The sequence below is a fragment of the Pseudomonas sp. R15(2017) genome (assembly GCF_002112685.1).
GTDB classification, from domain to species: domain Bacteria; phylum Pseudomonadota; class Gammaproteobacteria; order Pseudomonadales; family Pseudomonadaceae; genus Aquipseudomonas; species Aquipseudomonas glycinae.
In genome coordinates this window covers 64822-85044 of the sequence record NZ_NEII01000016.1, presented here as the reverse complement: position 1 = coordinate 85044, position 20223 = coordinate 64822, and the positions used below count along the sequence as shown (strand labels likewise).

Genomic DNA, 20223 nt, shown 5'->3' with positions numbered 1-20223 from the left:
AGAGATATCAAATTGAGTATAAACGTTGGGTTCTGTCATTCATTCGGAATGCAGCGATGGAAAGGATGAGCAAGGATGTACGTATATAAAATGGTTCAGGTCCCACCAAACATTGAAGTCCGTGCCAAGGAGCACCGTGGGAATGAAGCCGCAGCCTACCTTCAGAACGTAGTGAACTCCCACGCAGAAGACGGTTGGGAGTTTTACCGAATCGATACCATTGGGGTTTCTGTCAAACCAGGGTGCTTTGATGCGCTGCTCGGTAAGAAAAACGTACTGACCGAGTATTACGTCATTTCCCTACGCAAGCCTGCATGATGGTCCCCATCGCCATATTGGCAATCCGTTGCTATCAGAAAATGGCGCCTGAAAGGCTGAGATCGGCATGTAGATTCGAACCTAGCTGTTCGAACTACTCGATTTTGGCCTTTCAGAAATATGGCTTTTTCAAAGGGGTCGATCTAACCGCCCGGCGAATTTGCAGATGCCGTTATCCAAACGGTGGCACTGATTATCCATAAAAATCAGCACAACCTGGATCACGCCCCTTCCCGCACCCGCCGAACCTGCACCAACAACGCCGGTGCAAAGTGCAACACCACCATCCGCGCCAGATGGTGAGTCAGGATAAACACCACATTCAGCCCGCCCGCGAACGCCACAATCGCGATGGTTTCGATTGCCCCCGGCATGTAGGCCAGCCACAGCGACAACGCATCGCTGCCCAGCAACCGTGCCGCCGCCAATGCAAAAATCGCCGCGACCAGAATCATCAAACCGACCGACACCAGAGCCGTGCGGCCATGACGTCCCAGTTCCGCGAGGCCCAATCCCTGGAATCGGGAGCCGATCCGCACACCCAGAATCAGCGCCGCCATATTCAGGCTCCAATCCGGCATGTGAAAGCCCTGCAGCCATCCTGATTTCACGAACACGGCGGTGATGATGATTGCCGTCAACATGAACGGCGCCGGAACGCCAACGGCCAGCAGCAGACGCCCGACCACCACGCTCAAACCGATCACTGCCAGCACGGTCAGCGCCATGCCCGTCGACAGCGGATCGGCCTCGGCCACCGCAACCGGCGCCGTTCCGGGAATCAGCAAACTCACCAGCACCGTGATCAGTAGCAGCCGCATCAAGTGCACGATGATGACCTTGCTCGACGCCTGATGCGATTCCAGCAGATCGAACACCGCCGCCAACGCCCCCGGATACACGGCCAACAAGGCATCCGTGCGATTCCACCCTGCCCCGCGCGACAGCCACCACGCGGCCAGCGCCACTTGCACTGCCAGGCACAACAGCAAGACGCCGAGGCTCGGCAACATCGTCGAGACGGTCGCGCTGTCCCACGCTTCGAACATCAACCCGGTGGCGATACCCAGCGTGACCTGGATGTAGCCCAGACCATAGGGCGTCGCTGGCGCGAAGTTGAATTTGGTGACGACCAGTGCCGTCACAAGAATCGAGCCCAACAACAAACCGTGGGGCACGCCTTCGAATTGCAACAGTGCGCCGAAGCCGGCAGCAATCGCCAAACACAGAATGGATTTCATGGTCGCCTTCCTGGCTATTCAAGGTGCTTTTCAATTAGGTCAGGCGCGCAACCGTCCAATCGCCCGCCGATATTTTTCGATCCGCTCCAGATCATCCCAACTCGGCGAGGCAATCCGCGACAGGTCGCTGTTTTCTTCCAGATCCGCCAGTTTCACCACCCGCCCGATCGGGTTCTGCGCCGCGCGCTCGACGAAGTCCTCGTAGGATTCGCCGGGCACTTTGGTCACTGATTCGATGGCGGACAAAACGGCTTCGCTGAAACCTTCCTTGCGCAAATCCTCCAGGCTGATGCCGCAGTCCTCGACCACATCGTGCAGCACCGCGACGATGCGCTCTTCCAGGCTGCTCATGCGCAACATGACTTTCAGCGGATGCAAAATGTACGGCGCACCGCCCTTGTCCACCTGCCCCGCGTGGGCTGTGGCGGCAATCGCGATGGCGCGTTCCAGTGTCTGAGTCATGGGGGTTTCCTCGGGTCAGACGCCGTACCGGCCGCCAATATAGAAGTGGCGCTTGAACCAGCGCCCAATCGCCTGCAAACGCCCAGTTGGCTGCGCCGGCTCGGCATAGCGCTGGAGGATCAGAGAGACCAGATCAGCCTGACTCTCCCTCGGATGAGCATCCAGCAACTCGACCACCCAGGCACAACCGGCCTTCTTCAAATGCTCCCGCCATTCACCGGGCCAGCCATCCAGCTCATCCAGCGCCAACCACCGCGCACCACCCTGCTCGACATGCCCGCCGCCGATCGATTGCTCGAAACAGAACGGCGTCGCCGGGCGGGACAGGTCGATGCTGAAGATGTAGATGTCCTGGGTTTTGTGCTGCGACGTGGGGGCGTTGTTGCGGCTGCCGATCTGAATCATGCGCGGTTCCGTCCGTGGGAGAGGCGTTACAACTTGTTTCGCAGTCTACGACGTGGTGCTGATGGGGGGAACCTTTGGTGATGAGCCGGGTTGTGACAAGTGAAAGGTTTAACTGGGCAGTCCGGGGATTCCCTTTCAGTCGCCCACAAAAAAAGGACACCGTTGGGGTGTCCCTGTTTGCGTGTGGATTCAGGCTGATGGATCAGCGTTTCATGGCTTCGCATTGATTGCGCAGATCATGATCGCCGATTGACGAACAACTACTGCCCTTCTTCGCTTCACAAAAGGCACGTTGGTCATGATCCCCGATGCTTGAACACGAACTGCCTTTCTCCGCTTCGCACGCCGAACGCATGTCGTGATCGCCAATGGAGGAACAACTGCTACCCTTTTTGGCTTCGCAATAAGCGCGCTGGTCATGGTCGCCAATGCTTGAGCACGAACTGCCTTTCTCCGCTTCGCAGGCCGAACGCAAATCGTGGTCGCCGATGGAAGAACAACTGCTGCCTTCCTCCCTGGCCTGGCAGTAACTGCGTTTGTCGTGATCACTGATGCTGGAGCAACTGGCGGAAACATAACCGCTGAACAGCAACAACATCGCAAGAATCAGTTTCATCTCACACTTCCTTGGCTTGCCAGGAAACAGCCTGGTACTGGGTGATTCGTTCAAATGAGCGTCGCGACACGCCATCAAATTGACATCGTTTTTGAGGAAAGTTCCGGGGCAGGAATATGTGATGAATTTCGGGATCTGAAAACCGCGTAGGAAATGACTGCTCGTGGTGAGCGAGCTTGTTCAAAAATTTGATGTTCCATAGCGATCAACAAATGCACGAAATTCGCTATGCACTCATAGCGTGGAAAGCGCCAAAATACAGGATCAATAACTAATCAGTATAAAAAACTGTAACTTCTAACAGGTTCCTCAACAAAGCCATCCGCCTACTCTCCAGGAACTGGGGATGATTGCATCTCCTAACCGGCTGACAGAGGGTAAGGAAAATGGCAAACGACATTAGAGGTAACTACGACGGCGGGGACGGAAACATCTATCGCCTGGTGATCGAAAGTCAGGATGAGTCAATGGGCACATTTAAAGGCTACTTCCACAACAATCAGACCAACAAATGGGAAAAAGTCAGTGGTAGCTATCACTTTTTTTCCGATGGTCGGGACGAGACCGTGCTCAACGTAACGACCTCGGTCGGAAACTGGGAATTGGCAGCGGATCACGTCAACGGTAAGCCATCCTTCCAAACATGGACCGCTATACTAAACGGCGGCCAAACGGGCGGATTTTATCGAGAGCCAAACACACAACCTAAAGCACCCACCATGGCGGAGTTGCAATACGGCCAGTAGCATGACCAAACATAGGCCAGCGCTGATCTGACGCCTTTGAAACCCAGACAACCATGCTTTGTTATACAAGGCATGGTTGCTTCATTTAATTAGAAACCAATAAAGACTACGTCGCATCGCATCGCAGCATCAGAAGTTAGCCGGCGTATTCGCACTAATAATCTCCGCCTCATCCGCCCCGATATTCCGGAACTTGTGCGGCAGCGTCGTAGGGAAGTAATACCCATCCCCCGCACTCAACACGCTCACCTGCCCATCCACCGTCAACTCCACGGTGCCGCGCGTCACCAACCCACACTCCTCGCCTTCCGCGTGAACAATCGGCTCTTCCCCGGAACTCGCGCCCGGTGCGTATTGCTCGCGCAGCAAGCGCATCTGGCGGCTGGGGACCGAGGCGCCGATCAGCAGCAGGCGCAGGCCGTGGCGGCCGAGGTCGGGTTGTTCGTTGGCGCGGAAGACGTATTGGTGTTCGCGGGGCGGCTGGTCGAAGGTGAAGAAGTCGGCCAGGGACATCGGGATGCCTTCGAGCAGCTTTTTCAATGAGCTGACGGAAGGACTGACGCGATTCTGTTCGATCAGGGAGATGGTGGCATTGGTCACGCCGCTACGCCGGGCCAGCTCGCGCTGGGAGAGTTTGTAGCTTTCGCGTACTAGTTTGAGTCGAGAACCCGTATCCATGACAGCCTTATGTGAGAACGACTTAAGGGCGATGGGGGTGGGTGGCGGGTGCCGCGCAAGGCGCGCGGATCACGTTGCTCCCGTGTCCCGGAACCGTGAAAGGCGGCTATTAAATCACGTTTGTTGGCGTTGCTCAGCAGGTTCGATGGACGGTGGGTGAAAAGAGCCTGCTGAGGGTAATTGCGAAGTAAAAGCAAAACCTGTGGGAGCTGGCTTGCCAGCGATTGGGCGGCACTTTCAACATCCTTTTTGCTGATAGACCGCTTTCGCGAGCAAGCTCGCTCCCACAGGGTTTGTGGTGCGGCTTGTCAGGTAAAAAAACCGGCGGCGCCTGTGCGGGGCCACCGCCGGGGAGGTTAATCAGATGCCGAAACGGTCACGCAGCGAGTAATACACGGCGCCGAGGGCGGTCAGCGGGGCCGAAAAGGTACGGCCGCCGAGCATCGGCATGTGTGGCAGGGAGGCGAAGGCGTCGAAGCGCTCGGCGTCGCCACGGATCATTTCCGAGATCAGTTTGCCGGCCAGGTGCGAGCAGGTGACGCCGTGGCCGCTGTAGCCCTGCATGTAGTAGGCGTTTTTCTCGATGCGGCCGAATTGCGGCATGCGTGACATGGTCAGCAGGAAGTTGCCGGTCCAGCGGTAGTCGATTTTTACGTCCTTGAGCTGCGGGAAGGTCTTGAGGATCTTCGGGCGGATCAGGGTTTCGATGTCGTCCGGTTCACGGGCGCCGTAGACCACGCCGCCGCCGTAGAGCAGTCGGTTGTCGGCGGTCAGACGGTAGTAGTCGAGCAGGTAGTTGCAGTCTTCGACGCAGTAGTTGTTGGTGATCAGGCTGCGGGCCTGCTTCTCGGTCAGCGGTTCGGTGACGCAGATCTGCGAACCGCACGGCATGCTCTTGGCCGTCACGCGGTTGTCGAGGCCTTGCGGCAGGTAGGCGTTGCCGGCGATCAGCAGGTACTTGGCGCGGACCTGGCCTTTGGCGGTGCGCACGACGTTGGGCTCGCCGTATTTGATTTCCACCGCAGCGGACTGTTCGTAGATCTTGCCGCCCAGACGCACGATGGCGGCGGCTTCACCGAGGGCCAGGTTCAGCGGGTGGATGTGGCCGCCCTGCATGTCCAGCAGACCGCCGACGTAGGCGTCGGAGCCGACTTCGCGGCGGATGTCCGCAGCGTCGAGCATCTTCAGGTTTTTATTGCCGTAACGTTCCCAGCTCCGCTTTTGTTCGGCGAGGCCCTTGAGCTGCTTGTTGTTCATCGCTGCGAAGATACCGCCCGGACGGTAGTCGCACTTGATGTCGTATTCCTTGATGCGCGAACGGATGATGTCGGCGCCTTCGAAGATCATGCTGCCGAGGATTTCGGCGGTCTTGTCGCCGTAGCGCTCTTCGATCACGTCGACGTCGCGGCTGTAGGAGTTGACCAGTTGGCCTCCGTTTCGACCGCTGGCGCCGTAGCCGACTTTCGCCGCTTCCAGCACCGTCACCTTGTAGCCGGCTTCGCTCAGGAACAGTGCCGAGGACAGGCCGGTGTAGCCGGCGCCGATGATGCAGACATCGCACTCCACCGACTCTTCAAGCGTCGGGAAGTCGATGACTTCGTTGCGGGTGGCGGCGTAATAACTGTTGACGTGTTGTTGTTTCATTATTGTTCTCCGAGGGACGCCGGAAAAACCGGCGTCCACCGTTGTAAATAGAATTAGAGCTTGATCCAGGTCGCTTTCAGCTCGGTGTACTTGTCGAACGCGTGCAGCGATTTGTCGCGACCGTTGCCCGACTGCTTGAAGCCACCGAACGGCGCGGTCATGTCGCCGCCGTCGTACTGGTTGACCCACACGCTGCCGGCGCGTAGGCCACGGGCGAAGGTGTGGGCCTTGCTCAGGTTGCTGGTCCAGACCCCGGCGGCGAGGCCGAAGATGCTGTCGTTGGCGATGTGCAGCGCTTCTTCAACGGTGTCGAAGGTGATCAGCGACAGCACCGGGCCGAAGATTTCTTCCTTGGCGATGGTCATGGCGTTGGTCACACCGTCGAAAATCGTCGGTTCGATGTAGGTGCCGCCGGTTTCCTCGAGGGTGCGTCGGCCGCCGGCGATCACTTCGGCGCCCTGCTCGCGGCCGATGCTGATGTAGCGCAGCACGTTGTCCAGTTGACGCTGATCGACCACGGCGCCGACGGTGGTCGCCGGATCCAGGGCGTGACCCGGTTTCCACGCTTGCAGCGCTTCGACCAGCAGCGGGATGAATTGCTCGCGGATCGAACGCTCCACCAGCAGGCGGGAGCCGGCGGTGCAGACTTCGCCCTGGTTGAACGCAATGGCGCCGGCCGCCGCTTGTGCTGCCGCGCGCAAGTCCGGTGCGTCGGCAAACACCACGTTCGGGCTCTTGCCCCCAGCTTCGAGCCAGACGCGTTTCATGTTGCTTTGGCCGGCATAAATCATCAGTTGCTTGGCAATCGCGGTGGAGCCGGTGAAGGCCCGCACGTCGACGTCCATGTGCAGCGCCAGCGCCTTGCCGACGGTGTGGCCGAAGCCTGGCAGGACGTTGAACACGCCTTTCGGAATGCCCGCGTCCAGCGCCAGTTGCGCGATGCGGATCGCGGTCAGCGGGGATTTTTCCGAAGGCTTGAGGATGAACGAGTTACCCGCCGCCAGCGCCGGGGCGAATTTCCAGCTGGCCATGATCAGCGGGAAGTTCCACGGCACGATGGCAGCAACCACGCCTGATGGCTCGCGAGTGACCAGACCGAGTTGATCGTGCGGGGTGGCGGCGACTTCGTCGTAGATCTTGTCGATCGCTTCGGCGCTCCAGCGGATCGCGTTGGCGGTCGCCGGGATGTCGATGCTCATCGAGTCGCTGATCGGTTTGCCCATGTCGAGGGTTTCGAGCAGCGCCAGTTCTTCCTGGTGTTGCAGGATCAGATCGGCGAAGCGAATCAGGATGCGCTTGCGCTCGGCCGGGGCCTTGTTGGCCCACACGCCGGAGTTGAAGGATTGGCGCGCAGCTTCAACGGCGAGGTTGGCGTCGGCTTCATCGGTGCTGGCCACGGAGGCCAGGAAACGGCCGTCGACGGGGCTCAGGCATTCGAAGGTTTCGCCGCTGATGGCCGGGCGGTATTCGCCATTGATGAAGGCGCGGGATTCGAGGGTCAGGGACTGGAAGCGTTGTTCCCAGTCGTTGCGGGTCGTTGTCATGGTGGTGGCTCGACGCGGGGGAATTTGGGGGTGTCTGGTGTGTGTTCGGCTTGAGATGGCTGCCCTCACCCTAGCCCTCTCCCGGGGGGAGAGGGGACCGACCGGGGAATGCTGGAGAGCTCCGCCGACCTGAAACATCTCTTCCGAATCCATAATCGATTGGATCGGTCAGGTCGCTGAATATCTCAAGACAACTCGGTCAGTCCCCTCTCCCTCCGGGAGAGGGTTAGGGTGAGGGGCTTTTGGGCTTTTGAGGGCCCACGCCAATCACACCGTATGCAGATACCAGTTGTACTCAAGGTCAGAGATCGAGTTTTCGAACTCGGCCAGCTCGCTTTCCTTGCACGCGACGAACACGTCGATGTACATCGGGTCGATGTAGCGGGCCATGACTTCGCTGTCGTCCAGCTCACGCAGGGCGTCGCGCAGGTTGTTCGGCAGGCTCTGTTCGTTCTGCTCGTAGCTGTTGCCTTCGACCGGGGCGCCCGGCTCGATTTCGTTGGTCAGGCCGTGGTGGATACCGGCCAGAACGGAAGCCATCAGCAGGTACGGGTTGGCGTCGGCACCGGCGACACGGTGCTCGATGCGCACGGCGTCCGGTGAACCGGTCGGTACACGGACGGCCACGGTGCGGTTGTCGATGCCCCAGCTCGGCGAGTTCGGTACGTAGAACTGCGCGCCAAAGCGGCGGTACGAGTTGACGTTCGGGCACAGGAAAGCCATTTGCGCAGGCAGGGTCTCCAGCACACCGCCGATCGCGTGGCGCAGCGCGGCGTTCTGCTCGGGATCCTCGCTGGCGAAGATGTTGTTGCCTTCTTTGTCCAGGATCGAAATGTGCACGTGCAGACCGTTGCCCGCCTGGCCCGGATACGGCTTGGCCATGAAGGTGGTGTCCATCTCGTGGTCGTAGGCGATGTTCTTCACCAGACGCTTGAGCAGGACGGCGTAGTCGCATGCCTTGATCGGATCGGACACGTGATGCAGGTTGACTTCGAACTGCGCCGGGGCGCTTTCCTTGACGATGGCGTCGGCAGGAATGCCCTGCTCTTTCGCGCCTTCGAGGATGTCTTGCAGGCAGTCGACGTATTCGTCGAGATCGTCAATCAGATAAACCTGGGTCGACACCGGACGCTTGCCGGAGACTGGCGAACGCGGCGATTGCGGACGGCCGTTCACGTTGTCCTGGTCGATCAGGTAGAACTCGAGTTCGAACGCGGCGCAAATGGTCAGGCCCAGTGCGTCGAACTTGCGCACCACGTTGGCCAGCACTTCACGCGGGTCGGCAAAGAACGGCTCGCCTTCCAGTTCGTGCATGGTCATCAGCAGTTGCGCGGTCGGGCGCTTCTGCCAGGGCTCGATGCTCAGGGTGCCCGGAATCGGGTAGCAGATGCGGTCAGCGTCGCCGATGTCCAGGCCCAGGCCGGTGCTTTCCACCGTGGAGCCGTTGATGTCGAGGGCAAAGAGCGAGGCCGGCAGGTTGATGCCTTTCTCGTAAACCTTGTGAAGACTGGTGCGCTCGATGCGCTTGCCGCGCACCACACCGTTCATGTCTGCAATCAGAAGGTCGACGTACAAAACCTCAGGATGTTTCTTAAGGAATGCGTTTGCTTCGTTGAGTTGAACGGCACGCAGAGGGACCGACATGATGCACCTATTTAGCTGTTAATTATTATGTTCACTGCTGTTTCGCCGAGCCAGTCAACCCGAACGGCAAAGTGAAGTCAATAGCGAACAGAGGGCCGCTCAGCGTTTATTTTTCGGGCTTTTTTTAACACTCACGTGCTAATTCAGGCGCCAGAGGCCCGCGAATCATGAAGATTTGATGAGCAGCGTTTAGAATTTTTTACATGGGAGTTGTTAATTAAAATCAACGAGGCTAAGCTCCGGAAAAGCTCGTTCAAGTGTCAAACTTCGAGGTGAATAAAAATGGCATTCAAGCCATTGATCGGCGTTACTGCGTGCGTCAAACAGATTGGCCTGCACCCCTATCACATCAGCGGCGACAAGTACGTTCGCGCTGTCAGCGTTGCGGCGCTGGGGTTGCCCGTCGTCATTCCTTCCCTTGGCCAACTGACTGAAATCGAAGACCTGCTGGGTCAGCTCGACGGTCTGTTGCTGACCGGCTCGCCGTCCAACGTGGAACCCTTCCACTATCAGGGCCCGGACAGCGCTCCCGGCACGGATCACGATCCGGCGCGGGATGCCACTACCCTTCCTTTATTGCGTGCAGCCATCGCGGCGGGCGTTCCGGTACTCGGCATCTGCCGCGGCTTCCAGGAAATGAACGTGGCGTTCGGCGGCAGCCTGCACCAGAAGGTGCATGAGCTGCCGGGCATGCTCGATCACCGCGAAGCCGACAGCCCGGATGTCGCCGTGCAATACGCCCCGGCCCATGCCGTGACGGTGCTGCCCGGTGGCGTGTTCGAAGCGCTGGAGCTGCCGGGTGAATTCCAGGTCAACTCGATTCACAGTCAGGGCATCGACCGCCTCGCTCCCGGCCTGCGCGCCGAAGCCGTGGCGCCGGACGGCCTGATCGAGGCGGTCTCGGTGGAGCACAGCCCGACCTTCGCCCTCGGCGTGCAATGGCACCCCGAATGGCAAGTGCTGGACAACCCGAACTACCTGCGGATTTTCCAGGCATTCGGCGAGGCTTGCCGCCAGCGTGCGGCGCGACGCAACCAGCGCTGACACAACCCAGAATTTCATCACTGTTTACTGCCCCCACGGGGTCGGCGGCTGCGCGTGTGCGCACCCGTCATCCGTGAAAACAACAAACCGTAATAACAACAAGTACTACCCAGGCAGCCAGGACGGCGGCGCCGACCAAGCCGGATCGGCAAGCGCAATACCAATCGGATCAATGCAAAACCCTGTGGGAGCTGGCTTGCCAGCGATGAGGCCGTCACTTTCGACATCGAGGTGACTGACCCGCCGCCATCGCGGGCAAGCCCGCTCCCACAGGGGGATGCGATCCGACAGGAAATGCTCTTGCAAGTCTGCAATCCACTCTTAAGCCAGGCCGCGTTGGCCCGGCGACTGAAACCTGTTGGGAGTTTCACATGGCAAACGCCTCCAGCACTTACAGGAAGGCTCTTGAAGGTCATCAGCAACCGAAAAAGGTTCTGGTGAAAGTCGATCGAGTCACCAAGAAGTTCGACGAAACCACGGCGGTGGACGATGTGTCCCTGGAGATCCATCAGGGCGAAATCTTCGCCCTGCTCGGCGGCTCCGGCTCGGGCAAATCAACCCTGCTGCGCATGCTCGCCGGTTTCGAACGGCCGACTGAAGGACGCATTCTGCTCGACGGTGTCGACATCACCGACATGCCGCCGTACGAGCGGCCGATCAACATGATGTTCCAGTCCTACGCCCTGTTCCCGCACATGACCGTGGCGCAGAACATCGCCTTCGGCCTCAAGCAGGATCGTTTGCCGGCCAGCGAAATCGACGCCCGCGTCGAAGAAATGCTGCGTCTGGTGCACATGACCCAATACGCCAAGCGTCGCCCGCATCAACTGTCCGGCGGTCAGCGTCAGCGCGTGGCCCTCGCCCGCTCACTGGCCAAACGTCCGAAGCTGTTGCTGCTCGACGAACCGATGGGGGCGCTGGATAAAAAGCTGCGTTCGCAAATGCAGCTGGAACTGGTGGAAATCATCGAGCGCGTCGGCGTGACCTGCGTGATGGTGACCCACGACCAGGAAGAGGCCATGACCATGGCCGAACGCATCGCGATCATGCACCTGGGCTGGATCGCCCAGATCGGCAGCCCGGTCGACATTTATGAAGCACCGGTCAGCCGCATGGTCTGCGAATTCATCGGCAACGTGAACGCCTTCGACGGCACCGTGGTCGAGGATCTTGAAGGTCACGCGATCATTCACAGCCCGGACTTGCAGCAAAAGATCTACGTCGGTCATGGCGTCAGCACTTCGGTGCAGGACAAGTCGATCACCTACGCGATCCGCCCGGAAAAAATGCTGGTCAGCACGATCAAGCCGGAGACCCGCTACAACTGGTCCGAAGGCAAGGTGCATGACATCGCCTACCTCGGCGGCCACTCAGTGTTCTACGTCGAATTGCCGAGCGGCAAAATCGTCCAGTCGTTCATGGCCAACGCCGAACGCCGTGGCGCGCGACCGACCTGGGACGACAAGGTCTACGTCTGGTGGGAAGACGACAGCGGCGTGGTACTGCGCTCATGAGAACCTTCAATCAGCAATTCCTGCGCCTGGTGCCCAGCGGGCGAAAGTTCGTCATCGGCATCCCGTTCATCTGGCTGTTCCTGTTCTTCATGCTGCCGTTCTTCCTGGTGATGAAGATCAGCTTCTCGGAAGCCGCGCTGTCGATCCCGCCGTACTCGGAGATCTACACCTACGCCGAACAGAAATTCCAGCTGCTGCTGAACATCGGCAACTACACCATGCTTGGCGAGGACGAGCTGTACCTGTCGGCCTACCTCGGTTCGCTGAAGGTCGCGGCGCTGAGCACGATGATGTGCCTGGTGATCGGTTTCCCGATGGCCTACGCGATCACCAAGACCGGCAAGGAAACGCAAAACGTCCTGCTGCTGTTGATCATGATGCCGACCTGGACCGCGATCCTGATCCGCGTTTACGCGTGGATGGGCATCCTCAGCAACAACGGTCTGCTTAACGCATTTTTGATGTGGACCGGGCTCACCGATCACCCGATCGAGATCCTCAACACCAACACGGCGGTCTACATTGGGGTCGTGTATGCCTACCTGCCATTCATGGTGCTGCCGCTCTATGCCAACCTGGTGAAGCACGACGGCAGCCTGTTGGAAGCCGCGCAGGATCTGGGTTCGAGCAATTTCAACAACTTCTGGAAAATCACCGTGCCGCTGGCCAAGAACGGCATCATCGCCGGCTGCATGCTGGTGTTCATTCCAGTGGTGGGCGAGTTCGTGATTCCGGAACTGCTGGGCGGCCCGGAGACCCTGATGATCGGTCGCGTGCTGTGGCAAGAGTTCTTCAATAACCGCGACTGGCCGGTGGCGTCTGCTCTGGCGGTGGTGATGCTGTTGATCCTGATTGTGCCGATTCTGCTGTTCAACCGCAGCCAGGCCAAAGAGATGGAGGCACGGGGATGAAACGCTTCGGATTTTCAAAGTTCATGCTGATCTTCGGCCTGATGTTCATCTATCTGCCGATGCTGATTCTGGTGATCTACTCGTTCAACGCCTCGAAACTGGTAACGGTCTGGGGCGGCTGGTCGGTGAAGTGGTACGTCGGCCTGCTCGACAACACCCAACTGATGGGCTCGGTGGTGCGCTCGCTGGAAATCGCCTGCTACACCGCGATTGCCGCCGTAGCGTTGGGCACCCTCGCCGCGTTCGTGCTGACCCGCGTAACGCGCTTCAAGGGTCGTACGCTGTTCGGTGGTCTGGTGACCGCGCCGCTGGTGATGCCTGAGGTGATTACCGGGCTGTCGCTGTTGCTGCTGTTCGTGGCGATGGCGCAACTGATCGGCTGGCCGCAGGAGCGTGGCATCGTCACCATCTGGATCGCCCACACCACGTTTTGTGCGGCGTATGTGGCGGTGGTGGTGTCGGCGCGTCTGCGCGAGCTGGACCTGTCGATCGAAGAAGCGGCGATGGATCTGGGCGCGAAACCGTTCAAGGTGTTTTTCCTGATCACCATCCCGATGATCGCGCCGTCGCTGGCAGCGGGCGGCATGATGTCGTTCGCCCTGTCGCTGGACGATCTGGTGCTGGCGAGCTTCGTCTCGGGGCCGGGTTCCACCACCCTGCCGATGGAAGTCTTCTCGGCCGTGCGTCTGGGCGTGAAGCCCGAGATCAACGCCGTGGCCAGCCTGATTCTGCTGGCGGTGTCGCTGGTGACCTTCCTGGTCTGGTACTTCGGCCGCAAGGCAGAAGCCAACCGCAAGCGTGCGATTCAGGAAGCGATGGATCAGACCGCCAACGAATCGTGGCAGCAACCGCAACCTCAACGAGTGGCAGCGACGGCCTAGGGCCGTCGCGTTTTACGGCTTTGCGCTTTGGCTTAAAAGCTTTTGAATAAAAAGAATGGAGTTTCACCGATGAAAATGTTTGGCAGGACTCTGCTGACACTGTCCTTATTGGGCGCAATCGCCACAGGCGCCCAGGCCAACGACAAGGTGCTGCGCGTTTACAACTGGTCGGATTACATCGCCCCGGACACCGTCAAGAAGTTCGAGGACGAGACCGGCATCCGCGTGACTTACGATGTGTTCGACAGCAATGAAACTCTCGAGGCGCGTCTGCTCGCGGGTAAATCCGGCTACGACATCGTGGTGCCGTCCAACAGTTTCCTGGCCAAGCAGATCAAGGCCGGGGTCTATCAGACCCTGGACAAATCGAAGCTGCCAAACTGGAAAAACCTCAACCCGGTGCTGCTGAAAAACGCCTCCGCCAGTGATCCGGACAACGCCCATGCGTTCCCGTACATGTGGGGCTCGATCGGCATCGGCTTCAACCCGGACAAGGTCAAGGAAGTGCTCGGCAAGAATGCGCCGACCAATTCCTGGGACCTGCTGTTCAAACCGGAGAACGCCGAGAAGCTCAAGGCCTGCGGTATCAGCTTCCTCGACTCGCCGACCGAAATGCTCCCGGCCGCCCTGCACTACCTGGGTTATCCGGTGAACGACAAAGACGTGAAGCACATCGCCGAAGCCGAAGCGCTGTTCATGAAGATCCGGCCGTCGGTGGCGTATTTCCATTCGTCCAAGTACATCTCCGATCTGGCCAACGGCAACATTTGCGTGGCCGTCGGTTACTCGGGTGACGTGTTGCAGGCCAAGGCCCGTGCAGTGGAATCGGGCAACAAGGTCGAGATCGACTACAGCATTCCCAAGGAAGGCGCCGGCAGTTTCTATGACATGGTCGCCATCCCGCGCGATGCCGCCAACGTCGAGAACGCTTACCTGTTCATGAACTTCCTGATGCGCCCGGACATCATCGCCGAAGTCACCAACAGCATCGGTTACAGCAACGCCAACGAAGCCGCGACGCCGCTGGTGGACGAAGCGATCCGCAACGACCCGGGCTCGTACCCGTCGCAGGAGGTGATGGCGACACTGTATGCAGTGCCGGATCAACCGATTGCCACGCAACGGATCATGACCCGGGGCTGGACCCGCGTGAAACTCGGCAAGTAATGGCACCACCGATGATCGTTCCCACGCTCTGCGTGGGAATGCAGCCCGGGACGCTCCGCGTCCCAAAGCGGACGCAGAGCGTCCATTGAGGCATTCCCACGCGGACGGTTCGACGCCTCGACGTGGGAACGATCAGACAGTCAGCGATCAGTATCGATTTCCGTTCATGCAGCGCCTTACCACCGCTGCCCCCTGCTCTGAACGGCCTCACCTGGCTTTCCTCGGTTCAGGTGAATTCAGGCGCCCTCGGGCGCCTTTTTTTGTGGCTCAGATCAGTGGCCAGTCGGCCAGCGAGCGGTAGCGGCCCTTGTGGGATTCAAACAGCGCAAAGCGTTCGGCCCGCAGGAAGAATTCCGGCGGCGTGGCGGATTCCGGTTCCGGCGCCCGATAGTCCCGGGCCAGTGTCAGGTGCGGACGATACTCGCGCGTCGCCTCTTCAAACCCGAACGGCAACATCGCCTGCTCCAGTGCATACACCAGCCGCAGCAATCCCTGCGGTGCCTGCTCCGGCGCCAGCGACAACACCCCGGCACGGCGCCAGACCTGTAACCGATCCAGCGAAATCTTCAGCGCCTCGCCCGGTATGCGCACCTTCGCCGCCGCCTCGCAGACTTCGCCAATCTGCGCCAACGGCACCGCGCCGAGAAACAGCAGCGTCAGGTGAAAGTTGTCGGCCGGCACCGGCTTGCCGGTACGCAAACCCAGCTCGCTGCGCCACTGGGCAATCGCCTTGCGCTGCGCCGGCGGGCAGTCCAGGGCGAAAAACAGCCGCTTGAATGGTTGATCCCCGCGCGTTTCGTCCGTCATGGCCACGCTCCTTCGTTCGTCGAGATCCCTGGATTCTACACGCCCGTTTCTGGCGACTCTCGGCATGGGGTTTATAGTTCAACGATTGCCATCAACCGGAGGACGTCATGCGCGAGATCCTCAGCAAAGAACCCTGGTGGGCCCGACCGCCGAATCCCGGGCAGGATGAAAGCGAACTGGAATGGGGCTGGCTGGTGCATTACAGCGAAGGTGAGCCGCGTTTCGAATTCGTGCGCGAGCGGCCGACGGACGAGCAGATCCGCAACCGCAAAGGCTGCCGGATCACCCCGTCGGCGGAGTAACCCGGCAGCGCGGCATCAAGGCCCGAGAATGTCCTTAAAGCCACCGAAGATCATCCGCTGCCCATCAAACGGCATCGGATTGACGTCCGGCTGCATGCGCGGGTCCTCCATCATTTTCGCCATGCCGGTGTCGCGGGTGGCCTTGTCCGGCCAGACCAGCCAACCGGCCGATACGGTTTCGCCCTCCTTGAGTTTTACGGCCATCGGGAATGAGGTGACCTTGCCGTCCGGCACGTCATCGCCCCAGCCCTGAATCACCTCCAGCGCGCCGTATTCCTTGAAGAGCTTGGCGGCGATTTCGCAGTGCTTTTTGTACTGTTCGCGGTTGGCGTTCGGCACGGGCGCCACGAACACATCGATGTAAGCCATGATCATTCTCCTTGCAGGGTGGGTTCGATCTGCTGAGTAGTCGACTCGGGCGGCCGCCATTCGACACGGTTGACGCCCAGCCCGACCGACGGTTCATCTCGCCCGCCCAGATTGCCCTCGACCTGCGCCGCCATGTGCAGCGTGCCGGCCATCACGCCGGTGGTCGGGTTTTGCAGCAGTTTCAGCCAGGCCTTGTCGAAGGTGTTGCCCAGGCTGCTGCGGATCAGCGCTTCGCTGTCCGGGCGGTCGTTGGCCTGAATGATTGCGCGGATGCCTGCCACCCCGACCGAAATCAGCGCCCCGGCCAGTTTGCCTGCCGCTGCCGCCACTGCGCTGGCGGCGCCGCGCGGGGCCATTTCCGCCTCCATGCGCTGACTGGCGCGCTTGGCCACCGGCGCCATGGCCGACTCAGTCGAGGTCACGCCTTTGGAGCCGCCGTCGGTGTGGATCTTGTCGATCAGCGCCGCGTAGGCCGGCAGCGTGTTCAACGGCTCAGTGCTGACAACCTGATACAGCGAGGCATCGCGGGCCGGCGGCGGGCCAAGGGCGATGGCGGGGATTTTCTGCAACCGCCCGTTGAGCTGGGCGATGGGCACGCCGTGGCGCTGGGCGATGACCGGCATCTGCTGCGCCATCAGTTGCGCGTAGAACGCGGTGGACTGGCCGAGGATCGCGTCCGGGTCGATCTCCACCGCCACCGGCGCCAGCACCCGTTCCTGATATTGCTCCAGCAGGTAATCCGCCAGGCGCTTGGCCGAAGCGTCCTGCTCGCCGCTGGCACTGATCGTGTACCAGCTGACCTTCATCGACAGCCATTCCTGGGTCCAGTAGCTGCTGAACCACGGGATGAAATTTTCTTCAGTTTGCTGATAGACGCGAGTGCGCCAATGTTCCATCGAGCCACGGGCGAACAGCTTGACCTGCTCGGTGGCCTGCTTCGAGGCGTTGACGATTTCCCGGTTGATCTGCTGCCAGGTCGCCGGCGAGACCACCACCGCCGGCGCGCTTACCGGGGCCCGCGCCGTGGTTGCGCAGCCGGCCAGCAACACCAGTGCGGCGACGAGCAGCGCACGCAGGTTCACGGTGGCGGTCCTTATCTGTTCTTCGGGCAGGAGACCTGAAGAATGCGGGGAAGATGAAATGAGTATAGGTGCGTGGGGTGCGCCGTTTATCCGCTGGTCTGGGCCGCGCCGGTCCAACCATCAATGGCGTCGATATTCACCATCGCGACGATTGCCTTCCGCATGTTGCTCGCCAAAGGCACGATTAGCCCATCCGAAACACACAGCACGAGGAGTTCACATCATGATCAATACCGTCACCCTCGCCGTGAGTTTCCCGGTCTTCGGCAGCAACTACTACGATCAGCACGCCGTGTCGCGCAAGACACAGGCGCTGGTGTTCGACGAAGCCTTCGAAGACCTGTTGATGCCCGCCGCGAGCAATCATTTCAGCAATGAAGTGGTGGGCCTCAACGATCAGTTCCGTTTTCTGAGCGACATTCTCGCCACCCATTTGCTGGACATCGAGGCCTCAGTGCCTGCGCGATCCAGCGTCCGGGCGAGCGCTCACTTTTAATGCCAAAGGGCGTTCCCGCAAGGGAACGCCCTCTTCGTTTCAATCAGTCATCATCCCGGTCGCGGTGATAACGACGCCCGTCGCGGCGGTCGTCATCGCGGTCGTCCCAGCGCCGGTCATGATCGTAGTAACGGCCATGATCGCGGTCGTAATGCCGGCCATGGCGATGGTCATCATCGAAATCCGCCACACAGCCGCCCAGCAATACAGCGGCGGAAACGGTCAGCAGCAGGCTTGTTGCACGCATCATTCAGAATTTCCCTAAAACCAAGGTCTTGACAACGGAAACGGTCAGCGCTGCCCGTACCAAAGAGGCGCGGTGCGCGCTGCCGCTGATACGACCGGGGAAAACGACGATGATTCACAGGCCGCCGATGACCGTTGATCGCCTCGCCCGCCTCGCCCGAGCGGCGGCCAAATGCCACCTATACTGCTTGCAACGCGCAAAGGATCTGCCCCTCAAGAACAACAAGCAGAGGTGCGACATGGTCTGGCAACAAGTCTATGACCCGTTCGGCAATCCGGTGATTTCCACGATCATGGCCGCCGTTCCCGTGGTGGTGATGCTGGCGGCGCTGGCCTTCTTTCATGTGAAGGCGCATCTGGCCGCACTGCTGGCGCTGGCCTCGGCGCTGCTGATCTCGATCTTCGCCTTCGGCATGCCCGCCAACATGGCCGGTTCCGCGGCGCTGTTCGGGGCGGCCAACGGGCTGCTGCCGATTGGCTGGATCGTGCTCAACATCATTTTTCTGCATCGTCTGACCACCGAGAACGGCTCGTTCAAGGTGTTGCAGGATTCGCTCGCCCGCATCACCGACGACCGGCGCCTGCAATTGCTGCTGATCGCCTTTTGTTTCGGTGCTTTCTTCGAAGGGGCCGCCGGGTTCGGTACCCCGGTGGCAGTGACCGGCGCCATTCTGATCGGTCTTGGTTTTTCGCCACTGGCAGCGTCCGGCCTGGCGCTGATCGCCAACACCGCGCCCGTGGCTTTCGGCGCCCTGGGCACGCCGATCATTACGCTGGCCAAGGTCACAGGGCTGGATGAAATGGAGCTGTCGATGATGGTGGGACGGCAGTTGCCGTTCTTTTCGGTGCTGGTGCCATTCTGGCTGATCTGGGCATTCGCCGGGTGGCGCAAGATGCTGGAAGTATGGCCGGCGATTCTGGTGGCTGGCGTCAGTTTCGCCATCCCGCAGTTTCTGGTTTCGAACTACCACGGGCCGATGCTGGTGGACGTGATCGCCGCGCTGATTTCCATGGCCTGCCTGACCCTGTTTCTCAAGGTCTGGAAGCCGGCGACTGTTCACACCTCGGCCGCGCTGTCGGGGCGGCATGACGACTCGAAGGTCGACGAAGAAAAGGTCACGGCCAGCGCCGCATTCAGCGATCAGGCGCGCCCGGCAGTGATGCGCGCGTGGATGCCGTGGATCATCCTCACGGTGTTCGTGTTTGCCTGGGGCACCCAGGGTTTCAAGAACATGTTCGACACTCGTCCGGCGATTGATCCCGTTACCCAATCAGCCAAGCTTGATCCGCAGGGCAAACCGCTGCGCGAAGCCAATCCGGTGTTCGCCCCGGCCGTGACTTTCAGCTCCCTGCATCTGCAAATCGAAAAAGTCCCGCCGGTGGTCGCCGCGCCGAAAGCCGAAGAGGCGGTGTACAAGTTCACCTGGTTCACTGCCACCGGCAGCGGCATCCTGCTCGCGGCGATTGTCGGTGGATTGCTGATGGGCTACTCGATCCCGCAACTGATCAAACAGTACCTTCGCACACTGTGGGTCGTGCGCTTCTCGCTGACCACAATTGCCGCGATGCTGGCGCTGGGATTCCTGACCCGCTATTCGGGGCTGGACGCGACCATGGGCCTGGCATTCGCTGCCACGGGGATTTTCTACCCGATGTTCGGCACCTTGCTCGGCTGGCTTGGCGTAGCACTGACCGGGTCGGATACCGCGTCCAACGTGCTGTTTGGCGGCTTGCAACGGGTGACGTCGGAACAGCTGGGCATCAGCCCGGTCCTGATGGCGGCGGCCAACAGCTCCGGCGGAGTGATGGGCAAAATGGTCGACGCGCAGTCGATCGTGGTCGCCTCGACCGCGACACGCTGGTACGGCCATGAAGGGGAAATCCTGCGTTACGTGTTCTTCCATTCCATCGTGCTGGCAATCCTGGTCGGCGGCCTGGTGACGTTGCAGGCGTATGTGGCGCCGTTTACGTCCATGGTGGTCGGCGCACATTGAGAATCGCGGGTGCCTCGGTTGTGAGAGTGATCTGACTCACAGCCAAGGCACCCGCGCTCCTTCTGTCGATTCATGAACCGCGCGCATGAGGCCATGCGCAAATCAAAGAAAA

The 20223-nt window shown here is 60.2% G+C and carries 23 protein-coding genes; 11 read left to right on the top strand and 12 right to left on the bottom strand.

All coding sequences use genetic code 11. The features are described 5' to 3' along the window. The first annotated feature begins 75 nt into the window (after positions 1-75). Together CAF77_RS26705 and yidD are read left to right on the top strand one after the other, a co-directional pair. On the top strand, positions 76-318 hold the full coding sequence (locus tag CAF77_RS26705; protein WP_011333569.1) for a hypothetical protein: 243 nt from the start codon (positions 76-78) through the stop codon (positions 316-318). Next, positions 315-521 (top strand): membrane protein insertion efficiency factor YidD, encoded by a 207-nt coding sequence (yidD, locus tag CAF77_RS26700; RefSeq protein WP_201817465.1) that lies wholly within the window; start codon positions 315-317, stop codon positions 519-521. The genes CAF77_RS26705 and yidD overlap by 4 nt, the downstream gene beginning before the upstream one ends. Before the next feature lie 18 nt (positions 522-539). Here yidD and CAF77_RS26695 read toward each other — a convergent pair whose 3' ends face one another. The 4 genes from CAF77_RS26695 to CAF77_RS26680 all read right to left on the bottom strand — a co-directional run bounded on the left by CAF77_RS26695 (position 540) and on the right by CAF77_RS26680 (position 3042). After that, the gene (locus CAF77_RS26695) at positions 540-1559 is read right to left on the bottom strand and encodes an AbrB family transcriptional regulator (protein ID WP_085655706.1); all 1020 of its coding nucleotides are present in this window, start codon (positions 1557-1559) and stop codon (positions 540-542) included. A gap of 39 nt (positions 1560-1598) precedes the next feature. Further along, on the bottom strand, positions 1599-2021 hold the full coding sequence (locus CAF77_RS26690; RefSeq protein WP_085655705.1) for an HD domain-containing protein: 423 nt from the start codon (positions 2019-2021) through the stop codon (positions 1599-1601). A gap of 15 nt (positions 2022-2036) precedes the next feature. Next, positions 2037-2426 (bottom strand): hypothetical protein, encoded by a 390-nt coding sequence (locus CAF77_RS26685; protein WP_064382328.1) that lies wholly within the window; start codon positions 2424-2426, stop codon positions 2037-2039. A 202-nt stretch (positions 2427-2628) separates the two neighbouring features. Beyond that, entirely contained in the window at positions 2629-3042 is a 414-nt protein-coding gene (locus CAF77_RS26680; protein WP_085655704.1) for a hypothetical protein, read from the bottom strand. Positions 3043-3428: 386 nt separating this feature from the next. On the opposite strand from CAF77_RS26680, the gene CAF77_RS26675 reads away from it, so the two are divergent. Beyond that, positions 3429-3788, top strand: coding sequence for a hypothetical protein (locus CAF77_RS26675; RefSeq protein ID WP_064382333.1), 360 nt, complete (start codon positions 3429-3431; stop codon positions 3786-3788). Positions 3789-3917: 129 nt separating this feature from the next. Here the strand turns inward: CAF77_RS26675 and CAF77_RS26670 are convergent, their stop codons facing one another. The 4 genes from CAF77_RS26670 to CAF77_RS26655 form a co-directional block, all read right to left on the bottom strand. Continuing rightward, on the bottom strand, positions 3918-4466 hold the full coding sequence (locus CAF77_RS26670; RefSeq protein WP_011333561.1) for a cupin domain-containing protein: 549 nt from the start codon (positions 4464-4466) through the stop codon (positions 3918-3920). Between the two features lie 360 nt (positions 4467-4826). Then, positions 4827-6110 (bottom strand): FAD-binding oxidoreductase, encoded by a 1284-nt coding sequence (locus CAF77_RS26665; RefSeq protein ID WP_085655703.1) that lies wholly within the window; start codon positions 6108-6110, stop codon positions 4827-4829. A gap of 53 nt (positions 6111-6163) precedes the next feature. Next, positions 6164-7654: an aldehyde dehydrogenase gene (locus CAF77_RS26660; RefSeq protein ID WP_085655702.1), complete on the bottom strand. Its 1491-nt coding sequence runs from the start codon at positions 7652-7654 to the stop codon at positions 6164-6166. A 267-nt stretch (positions 7655-7921) separates the two neighbouring features. After that, the gene (locus CAF77_RS26655) at positions 7922-9298 is read right to left on the bottom strand and encodes a glutamine synthetase family protein (RefSeq protein WP_011333558.1); all 1377 of its coding nucleotides are present in this window, start codon (positions 9296-9298) and stop codon (positions 7922-7924) included. A 282-nt stretch (positions 9299-9580) separates the two neighbouring features. Between CAF77_RS26655 and CAF77_RS26650 the strand changes: the two genes are divergently transcribed. The 5 genes from CAF77_RS26650 to CAF77_RS26630 all read left to right on the top strand — a co-directional run bounded on the left by CAF77_RS26650 (position 9581) and on the right by CAF77_RS26630 (position 14815). After that, a complete protein-coding gene (locus CAF77_RS26650) occupies positions 9581-10342 on the top strand; it encodes a gamma-glutamyl-gamma-aminobutyrate hydrolase family protein (protein ID WP_085655701.1) in 762 nt (253 codons plus the stop codon). 371 nt (positions 10343-10713) lie between these two features. Continuing rightward, complete coding sequence (gene potA / locus CAF77_RS26645; protein ID WP_007957110.1) at positions 10714-11856, top strand: polyamine ABC transporter ATP-binding protein; 1143 nt, start codon at positions 10714-10716, stop codon at positions 11854-11856. After that, positions 11853-12767, top strand: a complete 915-nt coding sequence (locus tag CAF77_RS26640) for an ABC transporter permease subunit (protein ID WP_085655700.1) — start codon at positions 11853-11855, stop codon at positions 12765-12767. The genes potA and CAF77_RS26640 overlap by 4 nt, the downstream gene beginning before the upstream one ends. Then, a complete protein-coding gene (locus CAF77_RS26635) occupies positions 12764-13648 on the top strand; it encodes an ABC transporter permease subunit (RefSeq protein ID WP_011333555.1) in 885 nt (294 codons plus the stop codon). The genes CAF77_RS26640 and CAF77_RS26635 overlap by 4 nt, the downstream gene beginning before the upstream one ends. Before the next feature lie 69 nt (positions 13649-13717). Further along, a complete protein-coding gene (locus tag CAF77_RS26630) occupies positions 13718-14815 on the top strand; it encodes a polyamine ABC transporter substrate-binding protein (protein ID WP_085655699.1) in 1098 nt (365 codons plus the stop codon). 267 nt (positions 14816-15082) lie between these two features. On the opposite strand, the gene thpR is transcribed toward CAF77_RS26630, so the two are convergent. Continuing rightward, positions 15083-15622, bottom strand: a complete 540-nt coding sequence (gene thpR / locus CAF77_RS26625) for an RNA 2',3'-cyclic phosphodiesterase (protein WP_085655698.1) — start codon at positions 15620-15622, stop codon at positions 15083-15085. A gap of 107 nt (positions 15623-15729) precedes the next feature. Between thpR and CAF77_RS26620 the strand changes: the two genes are divergently transcribed. Further along, complete coding sequence (locus CAF77_RS26620; protein WP_007957125.1) at positions 15730-15924, top strand: hypothetical protein; 195 nt, start codon at positions 15730-15732, stop codon at positions 15922-15924. A 15-nt stretch (positions 15925-15939) separates the two neighbouring features. On the opposite strand, the gene CAF77_RS26615 is transcribed toward CAF77_RS26620, so the two are convergent. Continuing rightward, positions 15940-16293, bottom strand: coding sequence for a DUF1428 domain-containing protein (locus CAF77_RS26615; RefSeq protein ID WP_064382338.1), 354 nt, complete (start codon positions 16291-16293; stop codon positions 15940-15942). Positions 16294-16295: 2 nt separating this feature from the next. Then, on the bottom strand, positions 16296-17375 hold the full coding sequence (locus CAF77_RS26610; RefSeq protein ID WP_064382339.1) for a hypothetical protein: 1080 nt from the start codon (positions 17373-17375) through the stop codon (positions 16296-16298). Between the two features lie 223 nt (positions 17376-17598). Between CAF77_RS26610 and CAF77_RS26605 the strand changes: the two genes are divergently transcribed. Next, positions 17599-17871: a hypothetical protein gene (locus CAF77_RS26605; RefSeq protein ID WP_039770930.1), complete on the top strand. Its 273-nt coding sequence runs from the start codon at positions 17599-17601 to the stop codon at positions 17869-17871. A gap of 43 nt (positions 17872-17914) precedes the next feature. Here the strand turns inward: CAF77_RS26605 and CAF77_RS26600 are convergent, their stop codons facing one another. After that, positions 17915-18121, bottom strand: coding sequence for a hypothetical protein (locus tag CAF77_RS26600; protein ID WP_064382340.1), 207 nt, complete (start codon positions 18119-18121; stop codon positions 17915-17917). A gap of 235 nt (positions 18122-18356) precedes the next feature. On the opposite strand from CAF77_RS26600, the gene CAF77_RS26595 reads away from it, so the two are divergent. Beyond that, on the top strand, positions 18357-20111 hold the full coding sequence (locus tag CAF77_RS26595; RefSeq protein WP_064382341.1) for an L-lactate permease: 1755 nt from the start codon (positions 18357-18359) through the stop codon (positions 20109-20111). Positions 20112-20223: the final 112 nt, after the last annotated feature.